At 67.8% G+C, this 20154-nt stretch carries 23 protein-coding genes; 11 read left to right on the top strand and 12 right to left on the bottom strand.

Annotation, left to right across the window (positions count from 1 at the left end):
* Positions 1-72: 72 nt before the first annotated feature.
* Positions 73-1062 carry a cysteine synthase A gene (locus HWX39_RS33535; RefSeq protein WP_175971858.1) on the bottom strand — a complete coding sequence of 330 codons (990 nt, stop codon included), beginning with the start codon at positions 1060-1062 and terminating at the stop codon, positions 73-75.
* 144 nt (positions 1063-1206) lie between these two features.
* On the opposite strand from HWX39_RS33535, the gene HWX39_RS33530 reads away from it, so the two are divergent.
* Positions 1207-1695 carry an adenosine-specific kinase gene (locus HWX39_RS33530; RefSeq protein WP_175971857.1) on the top strand — a complete coding sequence of 163 codons (489 nt, stop codon included), beginning with the start codon at positions 1207-1209 and terminating at the stop codon, positions 1693-1695.
* 224 nt (positions 1696-1919) lie between these two features.
* Positions 1920-2213, top strand: coding sequence for a YciI-like protein (locus HWX39_RS33525; RefSeq protein WP_039357977.1), 294 nt, complete (start codon positions 1920-1922; stop codon positions 2211-2213).
* Between the two features lie 7 nt (positions 2214-2220).
* On the opposite strand, the gene corA is transcribed toward HWX39_RS33525, so the two are convergent.
* Positions 2221-3198, bottom strand: coding sequence for a magnesium/cobalt transporter CorA (gene corA / locus HWX39_RS33520; RefSeq protein ID WP_175971856.1), 978 nt, complete (start codon positions 3196-3198; stop codon positions 2221-2223).
* Positions 3199-3377: 179 nt separating this feature from the next.
* Here corA and cydX point away from each other — a divergent pair, with 179 nt between their 5' ends.
* Together cydX and HWX39_RS33510 are read left to right on the top strand one after the other, a co-directional pair.
* Positions 3378-3524, top strand: a complete 147-nt coding sequence (cydX, locus tag HWX39_RS33515; protein ID WP_175971855.1) for a cytochrome bd-I oxidase subunit CydX — start codon at positions 3378-3380, stop codon at positions 3522-3524.
* Positions 3521-4138, top strand: a complete 618-nt coding sequence (locus HWX39_RS33510; protein ID WP_175971854.1) for an ATP-binding protein — start codon at positions 3521-3523, stop codon at positions 4136-4138. Before cydX ends, HWX39_RS33510 begins: the two co-directional genes overlap by 4 nt.
* A 94-nt stretch (positions 4139-4232) precedes the next feature.
* On the opposite strand, the gene HWX39_RS33505 is transcribed toward HWX39_RS33510, so the two are convergent.
* Positions 4233-5333, bottom strand: a complete 1101-nt coding sequence (locus HWX39_RS33505; protein ID WP_011352168.1) for a saccharopine dehydrogenase C-terminal domain-containing protein — start codon at positions 5331-5333, stop codon at positions 4233-4235.
* A gap of 248 nt (positions 5334-5581) precedes the next feature.
* Between HWX39_RS33505 and HWX39_RS33500 the strand changes: the two genes are divergently transcribed.
* From HWX39_RS33500 to HWX39_RS33485, 4 genes are all read left to right on the top strand, one after another.
* A complete protein-coding gene (locus HWX39_RS33500; RefSeq protein WP_175971853.1) occupies positions 5582-6364 on the top strand; it encodes a hypothetical protein in 783 nt (260 codons plus the stop codon).
* 56 nt (positions 6365-6420) lie between these two features.
* Positions 6421-6858 carry a hypothetical protein gene (locus HWX39_RS33495; RefSeq protein WP_175971852.1) on the top strand — a complete coding sequence of 146 codons (438 nt, stop codon included), beginning with the start codon at positions 6421-6423 and terminating at the stop codon, positions 6856-6858.
* Positions 6859-6937: 79 nt separating this feature from the next.
* Entirely contained in the window at positions 6938-7603 is a 666-nt protein-coding gene (locus HWX39_RS33490; protein ID WP_175971851.1) for a response regulator transcription factor, read from the top strand.
* Complete coding sequence (locus HWX39_RS33485) at positions 7579-9003, top strand: HAMP domain-containing sensor histidine kinase (protein ID WP_175971850.1); 1425 nt, start codon at positions 7579-7581, stop codon at positions 9001-9003. Before HWX39_RS33490 ends, HWX39_RS33485 begins: the two co-directional genes overlap by 25 nt.
* Positions 9004-9006: 3 nt before the next feature.
* Here HWX39_RS33485 and HWX39_RS33480 read toward each other — a convergent pair whose 3' ends face one another.
* Positions 9007-9471, bottom strand: a complete 465-nt coding sequence (locus tag HWX39_RS33480; RefSeq protein ID WP_006481526.1) for an Lrp/AsnC family transcriptional regulator — start codon at positions 9469-9471, stop codon at positions 9007-9009.
* A gap of 386 nt (positions 9472-9857) precedes the next feature.
* Between HWX39_RS33480 and HWX39_RS33475 the strand changes: the two genes are divergently transcribed.
* Positions 9858-10403 (top strand): Spy/CpxP family protein refolding chaperone, encoded by a 546-nt coding sequence (locus HWX39_RS33475; RefSeq protein ID WP_175971849.1) that lies wholly within the window; start codon positions 9858-9860, stop codon positions 10401-10403.
* A 134-nt stretch (positions 10404-10537) separates the two neighbouring features.
* A complete protein-coding gene (locus tag HWX39_RS33470; RefSeq protein WP_175971848.1) occupies positions 10538-10969 on the top strand; it encodes a PGDYG domain-containing protein in 432 nt (143 codons plus the stop codon).
* Between the two features lie 33 nt (positions 10970-11002).
* Here the strand turns inward: HWX39_RS33470 and HWX39_RS33465 are convergent, their stop codons facing one another.
* The 8 genes from HWX39_RS33465 to HWX39_RS33430 form a co-directional block, all read right to left on the bottom strand.
* Entirely contained in the window at positions 11003-11365 is a 363-nt protein-coding gene (locus tag HWX39_RS33465) for a DUF3022 domain-containing protein (protein WP_175971847.1), read from the bottom strand.
* A gap of 13 nt (positions 11366-11378) precedes the next feature.
* On the bottom strand, positions 11379-12167 hold the full coding sequence (locus HWX39_RS33460) for a YhfC family glutamic-type intramembrane protease (RefSeq protein ID WP_175971846.1): 789 nt from the start codon (positions 12165-12167) through the stop codon (positions 11379-11381).
* A gap of 54 nt (positions 12168-12221) precedes the next feature.
* The gene (locus tag HWX39_RS33455) at positions 12222-13265 is read right to left on the bottom strand and encodes a LacI family DNA-binding transcriptional regulator (protein WP_175971845.1); all 1044 of its coding nucleotides are present in this window, start codon (positions 13263-13265) and stop codon (positions 12222-12224) included.
* 438 nt (positions 13266-13703) lie between these two features.
* Positions 13704-14669, bottom strand: a complete 966-nt coding sequence (locus HWX39_RS33450; RefSeq protein WP_175971844.1) for an NAD(P)-dependent oxidoreductase — start codon at positions 14667-14669, stop codon at positions 13704-13706.
* 5 nt (positions 14670-14674) lie between these two features.
* The gene (locus tag HWX39_RS33445; RefSeq protein WP_175971843.1) at positions 14675-15955 is read right to left on the bottom strand and encodes an MFS transporter; all 1281 of its coding nucleotides are present in this window, start codon (positions 15953-15955) and stop codon (positions 14675-14677) included.
* Positions 15956-16064: 109 nt separating this feature from the next.
* On the bottom strand, positions 16065-17057 hold the full coding sequence (locus tag HWX39_RS33440; RefSeq protein WP_175971842.1) for a sugar kinase: 993 nt from the start codon (positions 17055-17057) through the stop codon (positions 16065-16067).
* A gap of 28 nt (positions 17058-17085) precedes the next feature.
* The gene (locus HWX39_RS33435) at positions 17086-17850 is read right to left on the bottom strand and encodes a TIM barrel protein (protein ID WP_175971841.1); all 765 of its coding nucleotides are present in this window, start codon (positions 17848-17850) and stop codon (positions 17086-17088) included.
* Positions 17851-18010: 160 nt separating this feature from the next.
* Positions 18011-18904: a LysR family transcriptional regulator gene (locus HWX39_RS33430; protein ID WP_175971840.1), complete on the bottom strand. Its 894-nt coding sequence runs from the start codon at positions 18902-18904 to the stop codon at positions 18011-18013.
* A gap of 112 nt (positions 18905-19016) precedes the next feature.
* On the opposite strand from HWX39_RS33430, the gene HWX39_RS33425 reads away from it, so the two are divergent.
* Positions 19017-20084 carry a YeiH family protein gene (locus tag HWX39_RS33425; protein ID WP_175971839.1) on the top strand — a complete coding sequence of 356 codons (1068 nt, stop codon included), beginning with the start codon at positions 19017-19019 and terminating at the stop codon, positions 20082-20084.
* Positions 20085-20154 lie beyond the last annotated feature (70 nt).

The following is a 20154-nucleotide window of genomic DNA, read 5'->3' as shown; positions in this document are numbered from 1 at the left end:
CACCGGATTCGTTCAGCATAGGTCGCATTCCGGCGGATGGGAATCCTCGCCTCCGCCGCGCCTCGAACGGGCTCAACTCACGGGTTCAGTCCCCGGGTCTAGTCCCTTTTCGCGCAGCCATTCCCGATTGAAAAGCCGTGCGCGATAGATGTCGCCACGGTCGCACAGCAAGGTCACGATCGTGTGCCCCGGGCCCATCCGGCGGGCCAGCCACGCCGCTGCCGCGACGTTGATGCCGCTCGAACCGCCGACATACAGCCCCTCCTCGCGCAGCAACCGGTAGACCATCGTCACGCACTGCTGATCGTCGATCCGCACGGCGTCGTCGATCGGCGTGCCCGCAAGGTTCATGGTGACGCGCGTCGATCCTATGCCTTCGGTGATCGAGCTGCCTTCCGCGCCGAGGTCGCCCGATTTCACGTACCCGTAGAGCCCGCTGCCGGGCGGGTCGGCCAGCACGATCCGGACGTCCGGATTCTGCTCTTTCAGATACCGGCTCACGCCGGCCAGCGTGCCGCCCGTCCCGGTCGCGCAGACGAACGCATCGATCGTGCCCGCCGTATCGCGCCAGATCTCGGGCCCGGTCGTCTCGTAGTGCGCCTGACGATTGACGACGTTGTCGAACTGATTGGCCCACACCGCGTTGTCGAGTTCGTCCGCGAGCCGTCCGGCAATCTTCTGATAGTTGTTCGGGTCACGGTAGGGGGCCGCCGGCACCGGACGCACCTCGGCGCCGAGCGTACGCAGGATCGCCAGCTTGTCCGGCGATTGCGTGTCGGGAATCACGATCACGCAGCGATACCCGCGCGCCGCGCAGATATGTGCCAGACCGATGCCGGTGTTGCCCGCCGTGCCCTCGACGACGGTGCCGCCCGGCTTCAGCACGCCACGCCGTTCGGCGTCGCGGATGATGTAGAGTGCCGCGCGATCCTTCACCGATCCGCCCGGATTCATGAATTCCGCCTTGCCCAGGATCTCGCAGCCCGTCTCGGCGCTGAGCTTCGTCAAGCGAATCAGCGGCGTGCGCCCCACGCAGTCGACGAAGCCGTGTCGCACGTCCATGTCTGCCTCCGTTGCTTCGCGCGGCGCACGCGCCACACACAACGAAGGATAGGCCGCCCTCGCGGCTTTCGTCGCCGGCGCTCGCGTATTAAGCTTGAAGAGCCCATTGCGGCGCATGCGCCGCATCGCGAGACGAGGTCCGCCATGCTGCAACTGCACACCGTCGCCGTCGACAAACCCGAGACCGTGAACTTCATCCTCGGCCAGTCGCATTTCATCAAGTCCGTCGAGGACATCCACGAGGCGCTGGTCGGCACCGTGCCCGGCATCCGCTTCGGGCTCGCATTCTGCGAGGCGTCAGGCAAGCGGCTGGTGCGCCACTCCGGCACCGATACGGCGCTCGTCGAGCTTGCATGTCGCAACGCCAGCGCGATCGGCGCCGGCCACGCGTTCATCGTGTTCCTCGGCGACGGCTTCTATCCGGTCAACGTACTCAATGCAATCAAGGCCGTGCCAGAGGTTTGCCGGATCTATTGCGCGACCGCGAACCCGACCGACGTGATCGTCGCGGAAACCGCGCAAGGGCGCGGGATCGTCGGCGTCGTCGACGGCTTCGGGCCGCTCGGTGTCGAAAATGACGACGACATCCGCTGGCGCAAGGATCTGCTGCGTTCGATCGGCTACAAGGCGTAGGGATGGACCGCCGGGGGGCAGCCATGTCGACATGGCTGCATCGAAGGTGCGTTGCAACCAGGATTCCAGGACGGATTGCGCTCAGACCGTTAGTTGCGTTTCAGACGCAGGCACGCCGCCTCTCGTGTTGTGCCGCGATCGTCCGCCTGCCCTATACTGCCCGCAGCAGACTGACTGACAGCCGCGCCGACGGCCCGGCTGCCACGACTCTCCCTGGAGCCACCATGCATTACCAGTTGACCTACGAACTCGTCGACGATTATCTGTCCCGTCGCGAACCGTTCCGCGCCCAGCACCTCGCGCTTGCGCAGGCTGCGACCGAGCGCGGCGAGCTGGTGCTCGCCGGCGCGCTGTCGGACCCGGCCGACCAGGCCGTGCTCGTGTTCGAAGGGGATTCGCCGGAGGCGGCCGAGTCGTTCGCGCGCGCCGATCCGTACGTGCAGAACGGCCTCGTGAAATCGTGGCGCGTGCGTCCGTGGCGCGTCGTGGTCGGCAAGCACGCGCCGCCCCGCGCGTGAAGCGAGACTACAGCCACCCTGCCCGCTTGAATCGCCACCACAGCGCGAAGTCGGCGACGACCATCACGGCGATGCAGCCGTAGAACCCGTATTTCAAGTGCAACTCGGGCATGTTCGCGAAGTTCATCCCGTAGATGCCGGCGATCATCGTCGGTATCGCGAACAGCGCGGCGAACGAGCCGAGCCGCTTGGTCACCTCGTTCTCGGCGAGCGAGATCATTCCGAGGTTGACCTGGACCGCTGTCACGACCATCTCGCGCCGCCCCTCGATCGTCTTCACGATCCGCTGCAGATGATCGTACACGTCGCGGAAGTAATGCTCCATCCCGTTGCATATCTGCGGGATGCGTCCCCCCGTGAGTTTCGCGAGCGGCTCGATCAGCGGCGCCGTGTGCTGATGCAGCATCACGAGCCGGCGCTTCAGCGAATAGAGATCCTCGATGATCGCGCGCGCCGACGCGGGCGTGGCCTTCGCGAAGATGCGGTCCTCGAGTTCCTCGAGTTCGGCGCCGAGCGATTCGAGGATCGGGAAATAGCGGTCGACGACCTGGTCCATCAGCGCGTAGAACACGAACGCCGAGCCTTCCTGCAACAGATGCGGCTCGCGCTCGCAGCGCTTGCGCACTTCGCGGAAATCCTGCTCGGTATGGTTGCGAATCGACAGCACGTAGTTCGGGCCGACGAACACGTTCAGCTCGCCCAGCTTGAATTCGCCGTCATCGTCGAGCTCGACCGTATGCAGCACCGCGAACAGCGAATCGCCGTACTCCTCGATCTTCGGCCGCTGATGCCCCTTGCGGGCATCCTCGAGCGCGAGCTCGTGCAGCCCGAACTCCTCGCCCATCAGGTCGATTTCGTCGGGCGTCGGATCCTTCAGCGCGACCCACACGAAGCATTCGGGCTTCGACACGTAGTCGCTGATGGCGTCGATATCGATGTCGGCCAGCTTGCGGCCGTCCTGGTATGCAGCACAGTTGATCAGCATGTTGTCCGTGATGTTGCGGTTTGCGCATCAGTTTACCGGTTTGCTGCGCGGGCGGCCCGGCTTGCGCGGCACGGCGATATTGGTCATGATCGGGCTGCGTGCGCCGCAGCATGCGCACCCGGACACTTCGGACCACAAGCCGCACGGCCGTGCGGCCCAACCGTCAAGGAGACAGACCCATGTGGTATTTCTCGTGGATACTCGGCATCGGCGTGGCGCTCGGCTTCGGCATCATCAACGCGATGTGGCTGGAAGCGGAAGTCTTCTCGCGAGGCGACAAGCGCAACGGCGCGTCGAGCTCGCGCTCGGGAGGCAAGGCTTCGTGACGCACCTGGTGTTCTTCTGCGGTCACGCCGGCACCGGCAAGACCACGCTCGCGAAGCGGCTCATCGGGCCGCTGATGCGCGCGACCGGCGAGGCCTTCTGCCTGCTCGACAAGGACACGCTGTACGGCCGCTACAGTTCGGCCGCGATGGGCGCGCTCACCGAGGATCCGAACGACCGCGACAGCCCGCTCTACCTGAAGCACCTGCGCGATCCCGAATACCAGGGCCTGCTCGACACCGCCCGCGAAAATCTCGCGCTCGGCATCGGCGCGCTCGTGGTCGGCCCGCTGTCGCGCGAAGTGCGCGATCGCCGCATTCTCGACCGCGCGTGGCTCGGCATCGCGCCCGACGTCACACTGACGGTCGTCTGGGTCCACACGTCGGAGGACGTCGCGCACCAGCGGATCGTCGCGCGCGGCAATCCGAACGATGCGTACAAGCTCGCGCACTGGGACGAATACCGGCAGCGCCGCTTCGTGCCGACCGGCCACGAATGCGACGGCATCGTGATGTTCGACAACACCGCGCCATCCGATGCCGACGTCGATGCGCTGCTGTACCGCATCGCGCCGCCTCCGCCGGTAGCCACGATCGTCCCGCCGCTGCCGGCCTGACCGGTTACTTCCTCGTTCCCCGCAAAAAACAACGCCGGAAGCGCTGCTGCGCTCCCGGCGTCGTACGGCCCTCGTGCCTGAGGCTGGCGGGCGGTCAGGCCACCGCGTGCACGCGCTCCATCGTGCCGCCTTCGTACAGCTTGCCGAAGCGGTTCGACAGGAACGCCTTCAACGACACCTTTTCCTGCGGGATGAAACCGCTCTGCGGCAGCTTCTTTTCGCGGAACAGATCCAGCACCGCGCACATCGCGCCGGCCGTCGTGATCTGGATCGCGCTCATGTGCATCCCGCACACGTCCTTCGCGAAAATCTTGCGGGTGAACACGTCCTGCACCAGTTGGCCGTCCTTCACGCCCGTCACCGTGATGAACACGAGCACGACGTCCTGTTTCGTCGACGGCACCGCGCGGCGCATGATCGACTTCAGCGTGTCGCGGTCGGTCGACAGGCGCAGGTCTTCGAGCAGGAACTGCACGAGATCGCGGTGGCCCGGATAGCGCACCGACTTGTAGTCGAGCGTCTCGACCTTGCCCGACAGCGTCTCGCACAGCGTGCCCAGGCCGCCCGACGTGTTGAACGCTTCGTATTCGGTGCCGTCCAGCGAGAAGTGCTCGAGGCCTTCGAGCGGCTGCACCCATTGCTTGCGGCCGTCGCGGATCGCTTCGCACGGCTGGCAGTATTCGTTGATCAGGCCGTCGACGCTCCACGTCAGGTTGTACTTCAGCGCGTTGGTCGGGTACTCGGGCAGCGCGCCGACGCGCATCTTCACGTCGCGCACTTCGCTGAAGCCGTTCACCAGTTCGTGTGCGGCGAGACCGATGAAGCCCGGTGCGAGGCCGCACTGCGGCATGAACGCACGGTCGGAGCCTTCGGCCAGTTCGCGGATCGCATGGGTCGCGCGCACGTCTTCGGTCAGGTCGAAGTAGTGGACGCCGGCAGCCTTCGCGGCAGCGGCAACGTTGACCGCGAGGTAGTAAGGCAGCGCGTTGACGAGCGCATCGAAGCCCTTCACGGCTTCGCGAATCGCATTCGCGTCGGCCGAATCGACCCGTTGCGTCGCGATGCCTTCGCGCGACAGCTTCGCAAGCGCATCCGCATCACGGTCGAACGCGACGACTTCGTAGTCGCCCGTTTCACGCAGCATGTGAGCAATGGTGTGGCCGATCAGACCTGCGCCGACGATGGCGATTTTCATGCGCTTATCTCCTGATGATGGGTGGGTGTTGTGAGCGGCGTTGAGCCATGAACACAGTTTAGGGACGCGCAAAATCAGTTCCAAGACGAAGAATGATGCGAAACGACCTATAAATTCGACGTTTCGACGACACATTTCGTCGAAATGTCGAAACGAGATTTTTTCCCCGCTGCCGGCCTCGCTATGGCTGGCCTAAGTCTTCCGTTTCAGACTGCATGCCGACCACCCGCTTGCCCAGGAGGCATCGCATGCAATCCCTGCCCGCTCATCGCACGCCGCACTGGCTGAACAAGGTGCCCGACGTCGCGCTCTCGTTCTGGATCATCAAGATCATGTCGACCACGGTCGGCGAAACCGGCGCGGACTTTCTCGCGGTCAACGCGGGACTCGGCCAGACCGTCACGCGCGTCGCAATGGCGTCGCTGCTCGCGATCGCGCTGTGGCTGCAGTTGCGCACGCGCCGCTACGTGCCATGGATCTACTGGCTCACGGTGGTGCTGGTCAGCATCGTTGGCACGCAGATCACCGACCTGCTCACCGACGGCCTGAACGTCAGTCTCTATGCGAGTACCGCCGCATTTGCCGTCGCGCTCGCCGCGATCTTCTTCGTGTGGCATCGCGTCGAAGGCACGCTGTCGATCGACACGATCGTCACGCCGCGGCGCGAGCTGTTCTACTGGGCCGCGATCCTCTGCACGTTCGCACTGGGCACCGCCGCGGGCGATCTCGCAACCGAGGCGCTCGGGCTCGGCTTCACGCTCGGCGCGCTGTGCTTCGGCGCATTGATCGCGGCCGTGTTCGCGATCTGGCGGCTCGGCGTCGATGCGGTGCTCGCGTTCTGGATCGCGTACATCCTGACGCGCCCGTTCGGCGCGTCGCTCGGCGACCTGCTCACGCAGGCGCGCACCTATGGCGGGCTCGGCTTCGGCGCCGCCTGGACGAGCCTGCTGTTCCTGACCGTGATCGTGCTGCTCGTCGCCGTCGCGCAGTTCGGCGGCGGCCCGCGCACGCGCGCCGGTACCGCCGACTGACGCCCCTTCCTTTCCGTTTGTTTCGTTCTTCCCGTTCATCGAATCGAGGACACGCCATGCGCATCCCCCATCCCGTTTCCCGTCTCGCCGTTGCCGCGGCCGCGATTGCGCTGCTGGGCGCCGCCGGCTGCTCGAAGCAGCAGGATGCGAATGCATCGACTTCGGCGCCCGCCTCGGCCTCCGCATCGCCTGCTGCGACCCACGCATCGAAACTCGGCGACCTGTCGCAGTTCCGCACGATCGCCGTCGACGTGAACACGCGCGTCGCCAAGGGCGACCTGCCCGGCGCGAAAACGCGCATCAAGGATCTCGAGATCGCGTGGGACTCGGCCGAAGCCGGCCTCAAGCCGCGCGCCGCCGCCGACTGGCACATGGTCGACCAGGAGATCGACCGCGCGCTTTCCGCGCTGCGTGCCGACCATCCGACCCAGGCCGATTCGGCTGCCGCGATGAAGAACCTGCTCACGGTCCTCGACCGGTTCAGCGGCAAATAAGGACGCCGCGCGCGCGGCACGTGACGCCCGTGCGGGAATCGCATACGCTGGCGGCGTTGGCGCGGCACGGAGAACACGCATGCGAATACTGCTCGTCGAAGACGACCCGATGATCGGCGAGGCCGTCCATGCCGCGCTGAAAGACGCGTCATACGCCACCGACTGGGTCACCGACGGCGTGCACGCGTTGACCGCGTTCGCCTCACAGCCCTACGACCTGGTCCTGCTCGACCTCGGCCTGCCCGGCCGCGACGGGCTCGACGTGCTGGCCGCCATCCGCGCGAAGGACGCCGGCGCGCCGCTGCTGATCGTCACCGCGCGCGACGGGCTCGACGATCGTCTGGCCGGCCTCGACGGCGGCGCCGACGACTACATCGTGAAGCCGTTCGAGATGGCCGAGCTGCTTGCGCGGATTCGCGTCGCGATCCGGCGCCGGGCCGGTTCCGCCGCGCCGCTGCTGAGCAACGGGATCGTGTCGCTCGACCCCACAACGCGCGAGGCCGTGGTCGACGGGCACGCACCGGTGCCGCTGTCGAATCGCGAATTCTCGCTGTTGCGCGCACTGCTGGTGCGCCCGGGCGCGATCCTGTCGCGGCGCGAACTCGAGGATCGCCTGTACGGCTGGGGCGAGGAAGTCGAAAGCAACGCGGTCGAATTTCTGATCCATTCGCTGCGCCGCAAGCTCGGCAGCACCGTGATCAAGAACGTCAGGGGTGCGGGATGGATGGTTTCAAGAAACGCCTGAGCGAATCGATCGGGTTTCGCCTGTCGGTCGCGCTGTCGGCCGCGATCCTGGTCGTCGCGACGGCCGCGGCCGCGTTCGCGTTCTCGTCGGCATTCGACGAAGCGCACGAACTGCAGGACGACGTGCTACGCGAGGTCGCGACACTGCTCGACCACTCGCGAGCGCCCTCGCTCCATGCCGCCGCCGGCGCACCCGCACGCGAAAGCGACGAGCTGTCGCGCGTGTTCGTGCAGCCGCTCGGCGGCGCACCGCAGCCGGGCAGCGACGGCATGCCGCGGCTCGCGCTGGCGCCGACACTCGCCGACGGACTGCATACGGTCGATGCAGGCGGCAGCACGTATCGCGTGATGGTCCGGACCTTCGCGAACGGCGAGCGCATCGCGGTCGCGCAGGAAGCCGGCATGCGCGACGACGTCGCTCGCGAAAGCGCGTGGCGCACCGCGTTGCCGCTGCTGATCCTCGTCCCGATCCTGCTGCTGCTCGTCGCCGATCTCGTGCGCAAGCTGTTCCGCCCGGTGGCCGCGCTGTCCGCCGGCATCGATGCGCGCGACGAGCACGACCTGCGCCCGGTGCCGGCCGAACGCGTGCCGGTCGAGGTGCGGCCGTTCGTCGTCGCGATCAACCGGATGCTGGAGCGCGTCGCGCAGTCGGTCGCCGCGCAGCGCCGCTTCGTCGCCGACGCCGCACACGAACTGCGCTCGCCGCTCACGGCGATGTCGCTGCAGGCAGAGCGCCTCGCCGATGCCGACCTGCCGGACGATGCGCGCGCGCGGCTCGCCGCGCTGCGCGGCGGGCTCGATCGCAGCCGCCACCTGATCGGGCAGTTGCTTGCGCTAGCACGGGCGCAAAGCGCGCCGGCCGCGCCGCCCGGCAACGTGTCGGTACATGCGGTCTATCGCCGCGTGCTGGAAGACCTGATGCCGCTCGCGGAAGCGAAAACGATCGACATCGGCATCGAGGACGGCCCGGACGCCTCCGTACCCGCCGACGAGCTCGAACTCGCGTCGCTCGTGATGAACCTGGTCGACAACGCGATCCGCTACACGCCGCCGGGCGGCCGCGTGGACCTGTCGACGCAGCGGACCGGCACGCACGTAGGCGTGACGATCTCCGATACCGGCCCGGGTATCGCGCCGCACGAGCGCGAGCGCGTGTTCGATCCGTTCTACCGGGTGCCCGGCAACGCGCAGATCGGCTCCGGGCTCGGCCTGTCGATCGTGAAGATCGTCGCGGACCGGTTGGGCGCCCGCATCATGCTCGCGTATGCGGACGAAGCGGAATCGCGCGGGTTGCGCATCTCGGTGCGGATTCCGCTGGCGCGGCCGGCCGCCGCGTCGGAACCCGACAGCCGGGCCGATACACCGGCGCGACATGCGCCGCGCGACGAACACCGCGCTTGAGCGTCAGCCGCCGATCGTCCCGCGGTCGATCTTGCGTGAAAGAATGATCGACGTGGTCGTGCGTTCGACGCCTTCGAGCGTGCCGATCTGGTCGAGCAGGTCGTTGAGCCGTTCGGGCGAATCGGCACGCAGCCACGCGACGTAGTCGTACTCGCCGCTCACCGCACAAAGCAACTGCACTTCGGGCATCCGGTCGAGCTTGCGCAACACATCCTTGCCGAACTTCGGCGTGAGGATGATGCCGACATACGCGTAAATGCTCGCGTCGAGCACGTCCTGCCCGAGCCGGACGCTATAGCCGGCGATCACGTTGGTGCGTTCGAGCCGCGCGATGCGTGCGACGACCGTCGTGCGCGCGACGTCGAGCTGGCGCGCGAGATCCGCGACGCTTGCGCGCGCATCGGCTTGCAACAGCGCGACGAGTTGCCGGTCGAGATCGTCGAGTTGGTCGAGGCGGGGTGGACGCATGAGGCTGGGCCGGCGCGACACGCGCCGGCTAAGTGGAATGTGACGCGATGATAGCGCCGAACGCCGGTACGCCCAAACGGCATCGCACGACTGCGCGATCGCGCGCCGTCATGCAGTGGCGCTGCCTTGTCCGTGCGCCACGACCGCATCCGGATCGCACTTGCCGCCCACTTTCCGCGCCGGGTGCCGGTACGCGCCGCACCATCGCGGGCCCCGTGTCGACCCGCGATATCCCTTTCAATTTCGATTCGTATCGGATGTAAGCAAGTGTCGCATTCACTGCCGCGCCGCACGCAACGTGCTACTAATAGCAGGCGACGCGAGAAGCGCGCTTGCGGCAATTGCCGCCGCGCCCGCTCGCAAGACACCACCCCGGAGAGCCAATCATGAAGAAAATCTCGCTCACCCTCGCGACGCTCGCGGTTGCGGCCAGCGCGTTCGCGCAAACCCCGGCACAGCCGCAAGCGCCCGCCCAGGCCACGACGGCCGCGGCTTCGGCCCCGAGCGCCGAGCAGCGCGAGGCGCGCCACGAAGCGCGCGTCGAGCAGCGCATCAAGTACCTGCACGACCAGTTGAAGATCACGTCGGCGCAGGAACCGCAGTGGAAGACGTTCGCCGACACGATGCGCGACAACGGCGACACGATGGGGCGCCTCTATCGCGAACGGATGGCCAAGCACGACGTCTCCGCACTCGACGACATGAAACAGTACGCGGAACTGTCGCAGGCCAACGCCGACGGCGCAAAGAAGCTCGCCGACGCCTTTGCGCCGCTCTACGAGAGCTTCCCGGCCGACCAGAAGGCGCTGGCCGACACGACGTTCCGCAGCTGGCTGCACCACGGCGGCGAACACCGCGGCAAGGGCAAGACGAAAGGCAAGGAAGCCAAGGCGGCAGCCGCACCGGCCGCCAGCGCACCCGCGCAGCCCTGACGCCCTCCCCGCAGGCGCCGTACCGCCCGTCCGGGCCGAACGGCGCCGCGCCACGCCAGGCGACCGGCGCGTCACACGGCGCGCCGGATTCGGGATAAGCTCCGGGCTTTCCAGCTTTCCCGCACTTCCCCGCCATGCTCGAACTCAAGCACCTCGACCTGCGTACCGATCCGCAGGCCCGCCGCGTCGTCAAGGACGAAACCGTCGCCGTGTCCTTCGCGGAGGCCGACGGCGAATTGATGAGCCTCGAAGGCCCGAACCGCTATGCCGCGGGCGACGCGCTGATCACGGGCTCGACCGGCGACCGCTGGGTCGTGTCGCGCGCGCGCTTCGACGCCAAATACCTGCCCGCCGATCCGGCGCTCGCGCACGGCGAACCGGGCGACTACCGGAACCGGCCTGCCGTCGTGCTCGCCCGCCGGATGGACGAGCCCTTCACGATCGCCCGCTCGGAAAACGGCGACATGCTGCGCGGCGTCGCCGGCGACTGGGTGATGCAGTATGCGCCCGGCGACTACGGTGTCGTGCAGGCGCAGCGCTTCGCGCAGGTTTACCGCGACGCGTAATGCGACGCGCCGGCATGGCGCCGGCGCGAACGGTCACGCAAAGTCTTCGTCGAGTTCGAGTTCCGCGTCGCGCTCGACGGCCTCACCGGCCGCGTGACGCTCCTCGAGCGACCCGAGCATCGCTTCCGTATACGCATGCAGCACCGCATGGCTGCGTGCGCGCTGCATCGCCTTGAGCGCCAGGTAGCGCGCGAGCGCGGCCGGCACGATACGGATATCGAGCGTCATCCGCTTCGGCGTCGAGCCGAAACGCATCGCGAGCCAGTGAACGGACAGGAAGCGCCCGCGGGCGTCGCTGCTTTCGGCAAAACGCGTCTGCTCCGGAAAGAGCTCGCAAATCACGCGGGCAAGCGCGTCGAATTCCGCGCTCTGGCATTCGATCAGATAGTCATCCATTCCGTCTCTCCCGTCAGGCTGCCGATTGCGACGGCCGGCACACCTTCACCAGCACGACGGCCAGGATCGCGGCCAGCATGAAATGCGCGGCCTCGACCCAGCCGGCCGGCAGCACGCGAACCTGATACAGCAATGCCGGCGCAGCCGCCAGCGCATGCAGCACGATCGCGAGCGGCAACACGCCCGCGCGGCCGGCGCGCACGCCGCGCCAGACCAGCACCGACAGCGCAAGCTGCAGCACGAATGCCGCGCAGCGTTCGAGCAGCAACAGCAGGATCGACTGTGCCGACAGCGTCGCAAGCATCACGTGCAGCCGCACGACGGTATCGCCCGGCAGGTCGGCGAGTTGCGTTTCGAGCTGGCCGCGGCTCGCGAGCCACGCGAGATACGACCACTGGCCCCACACGAGTACGCCGACGAACCATGCTTCGGCGCCACCGTGACCGATCCCGTAGCCGATTCCGCGGCTGTCGCCCGCTGACGGGCCGTAGCGGCGGTTCAGGAAACGCATCCCGAGATAGCGGCCGACTTCCTCGAACACGGCGGTCGCGAGCGCGCTGTACGCGACGAACGCAAGCGGCTGCGTGAGCCAGCCGTCCGGCGGCGTCTGGCTCAGCACGAGCCCGTGGAACGCGCGTTCGAGGATCATCGCAAACAACGTGAAGACGGCGACGCCGACGATCGTGTCGCGGCGGTTCAGCGCCAGCGGCTTGCGCAGGAGTCGGAAGAGGACGAGCGGCAGGAGCGCGATGATCAGCGTGGCGGCGATCAGCACCGCCAGCGTGACGGGAGCGACAGTCATGTATTTCCTTGTTCGGGGCAGCGCATCTGGCGCGCTGCGTGCCCCGAATGATACTCAGCTTGCGGTCGACGCGCGCGCAACCAGCTCGCCCGGCAACAGCGAGACGCGTACGTCGCCCGCCGCGCCGTCGATCCGCTCGTGCACGAATTCGACAGCCTTGTAGCCGATTTCGTAGGTCGGCTGGCGGATCGTCGTGATGCCGATCAGTTCGGCCCATTCCGGGTCGTCGATCGACAGCAGCGCCGCCTTCTGCTGCCATGCGGCGCCGAACCGCGCGCGCAGGTGGCGCGCGATCGCGAGCGCGACCGGCGCGTTCGCGGCGAACAGCGCCGCGCGCGCGCCGCGCCGCGCCGCGTCGTCGATGCGGGCATCGATGTCGGCCAGCGCCGCCGTGGCTGCGTCGGGCGCGTTCAGGTCGAGCACGACCGTCGACGGCACCGTCAGCCCGCGCGCCGCCAGTGCCGCGCGGAACGCAGCCTCGCGCAGGCGCCGCGAACTGACGCGCTCGAACGGCTGCACGACGAAATGGATCGCGTCGAAACCGTGTTCGACCAGGTGCGCGAGTGCCGTCTCGATCGCGTCGGCGTTGTCGAGGCCGATCAGGTCGGCCTCGAAGCCCTCGACCGTCCGGTCGACGAGCACGGCCGGAATGCCGGCCCCGCGCAGCGGGCGCAGCACGTCCTCGTCGGCGCCGAGCGCGTTGACGATCAGCCCTTCGACGCGGTAAGTCGTGAGCAACTGCAGGAAGCGGCGCTCCATCTCGACTTCGTTTGCCGCGTGACAGATCAGCGGCATGTAGCCGAGCGCGTGGCACGCGGCCTCGACGCCCTGCAGCACTTCGACGGTATAGGGATTGGTCAGGTCGGCCGCGAGCATGCCGAGCAAGCGATTGCGGCCGCGCTTGAGCCCGCGCGCCATCTGGTTCGGCCGGTAGTTGAGCCGCGCGATGGCCGATTCGATCCGCTGGCGCAGATCGGTGGACAGCACGTGTGTCTCGCCGTTCAGGTAGCGCGACACACTGGTCTTGCCCGTGCCGGCCTCGCGCGCGACATCGCTGATCGTCGCCGGACGCGTCGTGGTTGGTTGCGAATCGGTCACTGTCGTGCCTCGCGACGTACGATCCGCGCCGCTTCGTGAGCAGACGGACCTTTGTTGTTGGAAACGTAAGCCACCCGGTGGAATCTCCTGTCGACCCGCGGTAGCGCTCCAGCGCTTCGGCACTTACGCGGATCCCATGCTTCGCAGTCGGTCAGCGTTGATGCTTGAGCTTACGCTGATCCCCTGCTTCTGCCGATCGGCGCCGGCGCGTCGGCACCCGCCCCGGTCACCTGCAAAAGCAGTCGGCCGCACCGGACCTGGCGCGGATACCCGTCGCGGGACGCCGCCGGCAGCGTTGCCGGGCCGTCGATGCGACGCGGGCGATCATAACGCAGCCAGCGCTCCGGCACCAAGACCATCGACTCTAACGAAGCCGGCCCCTATCGGCCGACCACCGGCCAACCATCGACCGGTGCCCGCCCCGCTACCCGCCGCGGCTCAGGCGTGCGCGAGCGCATCCGGATTGACGAGATTCGTGCGCAGCGTGCCGGCCAGCGCGCCGACCAGGTTTTCCGCGGCGCAGCGCGCCATCGCGTGGCGCGTCTCGTGCGTCGCCGAGCCGATATGCGGCAGCGCGACGACATTTTTCATCTGCAACAGCGGCGAATCGGCCGGCAACGGCTCCTTCTCGAACACGTCGAGCCCCGCGCCACGGATCGTGCCCGCGCGCAGCGCATCGATCAGCGCGGCTTCGTCGACCACCGGCCCGCGCGATGCGTTGATCAGGATCGCGCCGCGCTTCATCTTCGCGAATTCGGCCGCGCCGATCAGGTGGTGCGTTTGCGCAGACAGCGGCACCTGCAGGCACACGAAATCCGATTGCGCGAGCAGTTCGTCGAGCGTGACGCGCCGCGCGCCGTACTGCGTCTCGGCTTCCCCGTGCGCGGAGCGGTTCGCGTACAGCACCTGCATCCGGAAGCCGAGCGCGGCGCGGCGCGCGACCGCGCCGCCGATCCGCCCGAGCCCGACGATGCCGAGCGTCTTGCCCTGCACGTCGGTGCCGTACAGGTCGGGGCCGATACTGTGATGCCAGTGGCCGGCCTTCACCCACTCGGCCAGCTCGACCACGCGTCGCGCGGACGCGAGAATCAGCGAAAACACCGTATCGGCGGTCGACTCGGTCAGTACGTCCGGCGTATGCGCGAGCACGATGCCGCGCCGCGTGAGATCCGCGACGTCGAAGTTGTCGTAGCCGACCGAGATCGTCGACCACGCCTTCAGCCGCGGGGCGCGGTCGAGCATCTGCGGCGTGACCTTCAGGCTCGCGCCGATCGCGCCGTCCGCGTCGCCGAGTGCATCGGCGAGGGCTGCGGCGCCGTCGGCCCGCACGACGTCCGCATGCTCGCGCAGGTACGCGAGGACGTCATCGGGCAGCGGCTTGTACGCGACGATACGGGGCTTCATCTGATTCATTTTCCTTGCAGCGGCGTCGCGAGCGAATGCGTATCGCGCGCCTGGGGTTTGACGGACAGCGTGAGGATCACCGCCGCGACGAGCGCGGCGCTCATGAATGCGTACGACGCGACGGGCGAGCCGGTCGCACCGTTCAGGTAGCCGACGAAGTACGAGCCGACGAACGAGCCGAGCGCGCCCATGCTGTTGATCAGCGCCATCGCGCCGCCGGCGACGTTCTTCGGCAGCAGTTCGGGCACGATCGCGAAGAACGGGCCGTACGGCGCGTACATCGCGGCACCTGCGACGACCAGCAGCGCATACGAAATCCAGAAGTGCGACGAGCCGAGTGCGTACGATGCGGCGAATGCAGCCGCGCCGATCAGCAGGAACGGCCACACGAAACCGCGGCGCGAACCGACCTTGTCGGACGCCCACGATGCGGCAAGCATCGCGATCGTCGCGGCGAGATACGGCAGCGCGGACAGCCAGCCGGTCGCGACCATCCCGAGGTCGGAGCCGTTCTTGACGATCGACGGCAGCCACAGCACGAAGCCGTACACGCCGATGCTCCAGCAGAAATACTGTGCGCACAGCTTGATCACGGCCGGCGAACGGAACGCCTCGCCATAGTTGCGCACGGGCTTGATCGCTGCCTGCTCGGCCGCGAGTGCGGCGTCGAGGTCACGCTTTTCCTGCGCGTTGAGCCACGGCGAATCGGCCGGCTTGTCCTGCACGAGGAACCACCAGCACACGGCCCAGAGGACGGCCGGCACGCCTTCGGCGATGAACATGTGGCGCCAGCCGAATTCGTGCACGAGATAGCCCGACACGATCGACATCCACAGCACGGTGACCGGGTTGCCGAGGATCAGGAACGTATTCGCGCGCGAGCGCTCGTTCTTCGTGAACCAGTTGCTGATGTAGATCAGCATCGCCGGCATCACGGCCGCCTCGACGACGCCGAGCACGAAGCGGATCGCCATCAGCGACGGGATGTTGCTGACCACGCCCGTGAGCGCCGCGCAAGCGCCCCACAGGATGAGGCTGACGAACACGAGCTTCTTCACGCTGCGGCGTTCCGCATAGATCGCGCCGGGGATCTGGAAGAAGAAGTAGCCGAGAAAGAACAGCGCGCCGATCAGCGACGACAGGCCCTTGCTGATCCCGAGGTCCTGGTTGATGCCGGCCGCGGCCGCGAATCCGTAGTTCGCGCGGTCGAGGTAGGCGAGGCTGTACGTGATGAAGACGATCGGCATGATCGTCCACCAGCGGCGGGCAGCAAGTGTGTTGGCCATCAGAATGTCTCCTGTGTCGGAACGCACGCTTCGGCGCGCGCCCCGGTCCCGTACGTTGCCGTGCGCGTGCACGGCGAAAGAGTCCGCGGATTGTGCCGTGTCCGGCCTCTCATTGCGCGGTGAAGGTTTCCTCTAAGCGATCGGCGCGATTGCTGACGTTTTCGAATCGATCGAGCGCGGCGCGGGTCGGCAGCCCTTCCGAGTCGCCGATCACCTGGATCGCGAACGCGCCGATCCGGTTGCCGCGCGCCACGGCCTGCTCGATCGTCTTGCCCTCCAGCAGCGCGCTGACCACGCCGACCGCGAAGCCGTCGCCGGCGCCGACCGTGTCGACGACGTTCTGCACGCGCTCGCCCGCCACCGTGCCGTCATGACCGTCGGCCGTCCGGTAGTACGCGCCGTCGGCACCAAGCTTGATCACGACACCGCGCGCACCCTGCGCCAGATAGAAGCCCGCGATGTCGGCCGGCGTGTCGTGCCCGGTCAGTTGCCGCCCTTCGGCGATGCCCGGCAGCACCCAGTCCGCCAGCGACGCGAGCGCGTTCAGCGTCTTCGCCATGACGTCGGCGGACGGCCACAGCGTCGGGCGCAGGTTCGGGTCGAACGAGATCGTCTTGCCGGCCGCGCGCATTTCGCGCGCGAGCTTGAACGCGAGCTCGCACGACGTCGCGGAGATCGCCGGCGCGACGCCCGTCAGGTGCAGGTGGCGCGCGCCGAGCACATAGTCGGCCACGTAGTCGTCGCACGACAGGTGGCTCGCGGCCGAGCCCTTGCGAAAATATTCGACGGTCGGGTCGCTGCCGTCGTCGTTGCGGGACTTCAGCTGGAAGCCGGTCAGATAACGCGGGTCGACCGTCACGCACGACGCGTCGATGCCCTCGCGCGCCAGCGTGTCGAGCACGTAGCCGCCGAACGAATCGCGACCGACACGGCTCATCCAGCCGACCCGGAAGCCGAGCCGCGACAGGCCGATCGCGACGTTCAGGTCGGCGCCCGCGATCCGCTTCGTGAATTGCGTCGCGTGCGCGAGATGGCCGGGCTCGGTCGCGACGAACATCGCCATCGCTTCGCCGTAGGTCACGACATCGAGTGCTGCTTTCATGAATGAACTCTCCAGGATCCTTCCGCCGTCACGCGGTCGCGAGCCACGCGACGCGCCGGCATGCGTCGCCCGCCAGGTCGGCCGCGTCGAACGGGAACTCGATACCGCGCGGCGCCTGCCGCGGCAGCGCCGCGAGCACGCCGGTCACGAGCGGGTCGTTCGGCGCTGGCGCGGCGGCGAAACGGCGCGCACCCTCGCCCGCGACCGCCTTGCAATGAATGTATTCCACATGCGGCGCGAGCACTTGCGCGCAGTCAAGCGGCGCTTCGCCCGGCCACTGCCAGTTGCCGATGTCGAAGGTCATCCCGAGCGCATCGGGCGTGCCCGCCGCGGCCAACGCCGCGAACAGCTCGCGGAACTGCGCGAGCGCGCCGCCCACCGGAAGCTGGCCGTTCTCGACCACCACACGGGCCCGCGCGCCGCGCGACAGCGCGACGATGTCCGCGGCGTGCGCGTCGCCGGCGAAGCCGCCGAGCTGGAATTTCACGAAGCGCGCACCGAGCGCGTCGGCTTCCGCAAGCGCGCTGCGCAACGCGTCCGCATCGAGCGCACCCGTTTCCGTGTACAGGTTGGCCGGCGTCGAATAGACCGACCACAGCCCGTGGCTCGCCAGTTGCGCGCCGAGCGCGGCCAGCGCGGCGGGTGCGGCTTCCGCTTCGGACGCGAACAGTTCGCGCCGCACCTCGAAGCCGGCCGCACCGGATGCCGCCGCGGTCGCGATGAATGCGCCGTGGCCCTCCTGACGCACGCGATCCATCCCGAATGCGCTCGCCACGATCACGATATCTGTCATTTTGCCCTTTTTCACCGGAATGGAACCGGTTCCATTTGCTTGAGACGGATGGTGCGCTTCGCGTCAGACCCACGCCATAGAGAAAATCCCTAAGATGGGGCATCACGAAATCGCGCACCTGACGGTTCGCATCGCGCGTTCCCGGGCCGGATCCGGCCGTTCACGCGATGTCGTGCGCGAGGCTCATTTCGAGGAATTGGGCGGCGACCCGCGACGGCGCGCCGCCATGCGGCACGAGGATGGAAAAGTGGCGTGTGAGCGACGCGGGCGCGAGCGAGCGCAGGACGAGCGCGGCATCGTCGTGACGCAGCGACATCGCCGATACGAACCCGACGCCCATCCCGGCCCGCACGGCTTCCTTCACCGCCTCGACGCCCGCGATCTCGAACGCGACGCGCATCGGCGCCGCGCCTTGCGCGAACGCGCGCTCGACGAGTTGCCGCACGGCGGAGCCCGCCTCGCGCAGTACGAGCGGATGGGCCGCCAGCGCGTCGAGCGTGACCCCCGGCGCATATTCGGGCGCGGCCAGCGGATGACCGGCCGGCACGATCGCCACGATCTCGTCCTCGCGCCACGCATGCACCACGGTGCCCGGCGGCAGTGCCTCGCCGGGCGGCCCTTCGATCATCGCGATATCGAGCGACGGCAGCGCCGCGACCACGTCGGCCGTGTTGCCGCTCATCGTATGGATCGCCACGCGTGGCGCGCGCGGCTGGAACGCCGCGATCAAGTACGGCAGCAGGTAGCTCGCGGGGGTCGTGCTCGCGCCGATGCGCAGCGTGCCGGCCTCGAGGCCGCGTACCGCGTCACGAAACGCGCGCGCCTGCGCAAAGGTGTCGCGCTGCGCCCTCGCGTACTGCGCGAGCTGTTCGCCGACCGGGGTCAGGCGGATGCCGCGGCCTTCGCGCTGGTACAGCGGCTCGCCGAATTCGTCCTGCAACAGCCGCAACTGGCCCGACACGGCCGGCTGCGACAGATGCAGCGACACGGCGGCGTGGCTGATGTTCAGGTGTTCGGCGACGGCGGCGAACGTTATCAGTTGATCCGGGGTCATGAGGAAGAATTATCGGCTTTCCGGATAGTTTACGTCACAAATCACAATTTTTCATATCGATATAACGAAATTAGGATTACAGCATCGCAACACGCTCCATCACGGTGCTCCCATGTCCACTGCCCCGACTCCCCATCTCAGCCCCGCCGCGCCGTCGATGCGCGGCCAATTGAACGGCGTGCTGTTCGTCGCGCTGTTCGCCGCCGCCGTCACGAGCCTGTCCCAGCTTCCCGCGATCGCGGGGCTCGGCCTGTCGCCGCTGATCGTCGGCATCGTCGCCGGTGCGCTGTACGGCAACGCGCTGCGCGACGGCATGCCGGCCAGCTGGGCGGCCGGCGTCAATTTCTCCGCGCGCAAGCTGCTGCGCATCGCGGTCGCGTTCTTCGGGTTGCGCGTGAGCCTGCAGGAAATCGCGCAGGTCGGGCTGCCGGGCCTGACGGTGTCGGTACTGGTCGTCGTCAGCACGCTCGTGATCGGCACCTGGGCCGGCATGAAGATCATGAAGCTCGACCGCGACTCCGCCTTGCTGACCGCCGCAGGCAGCGCGATCTGCGGCGCGGCCGCCGTGCTCGCGTTCGAGTCGACGCTGCAGTCGAAGCCGCACCAGAGCGCGATGGCCGTGGGCAGTGTCGTGCTGTTCGGCACGCTGTCGATGTTCCTGTACCCGCTCGCGTATCACGCCGGGCTGCTGAATCTCGATCCGGCCGGCCTCGGCCTGTTCTTCGGCGGCACGATCCACGAGGTCGCGCAGGTGGTCGGCGCGGCGAGCGACATCAGCCCGCAGGTCGCGCACGTCGCGACGATCGTCAAGATGACCCGCGTGATGCTGCTCGTGCCGGTGCTGCTGGTGCTCGGCTGGTGGCTCGCCCGCTCGGCGCATGCCACCGCCGGCGGCGCGCAAGGCAAGCGCAAGGTGGCCGTGCCCTGGTTCGCGCTCGGTTTCCTCGGCTTCGTGATCGTCAACTCGCTGAACGTGCTGCCCGCCGACGTCACGCACACGCTGAACGTGCTCGACACCTTCGCGCTGACGATGGCGATGACCGCGCTCGGCATCGAAACCCGCGTCGCGCAGATCCGCGCAGCCGGCCCCCGTGCGCTGATGACCGGCCTGATCCTGTACGTCTGGCTGATCGCCGGCGGCTACGGGATCACCTGGGCCGTGCAGCACTGGCTTGGCTGAGTTGCCCGCCCGTGACACTTCGCGCGCCGCGCCCGACGGGATGGTTCCGCGGGCGCGGCGCAGTGCTATG

Source organism: Burkholderia sp. BCC0322, from assembly GCF_902833045.1.
Lineage (GTDB): Bacteria > Pseudomonadota > Gammaproteobacteria > Burkholderiales > Burkholderiaceae > Burkholderia.
Note: the sequence above shows the minus strand (reverse complement) of the source record. Positions and strands in the feature narration are given on the sequence as shown.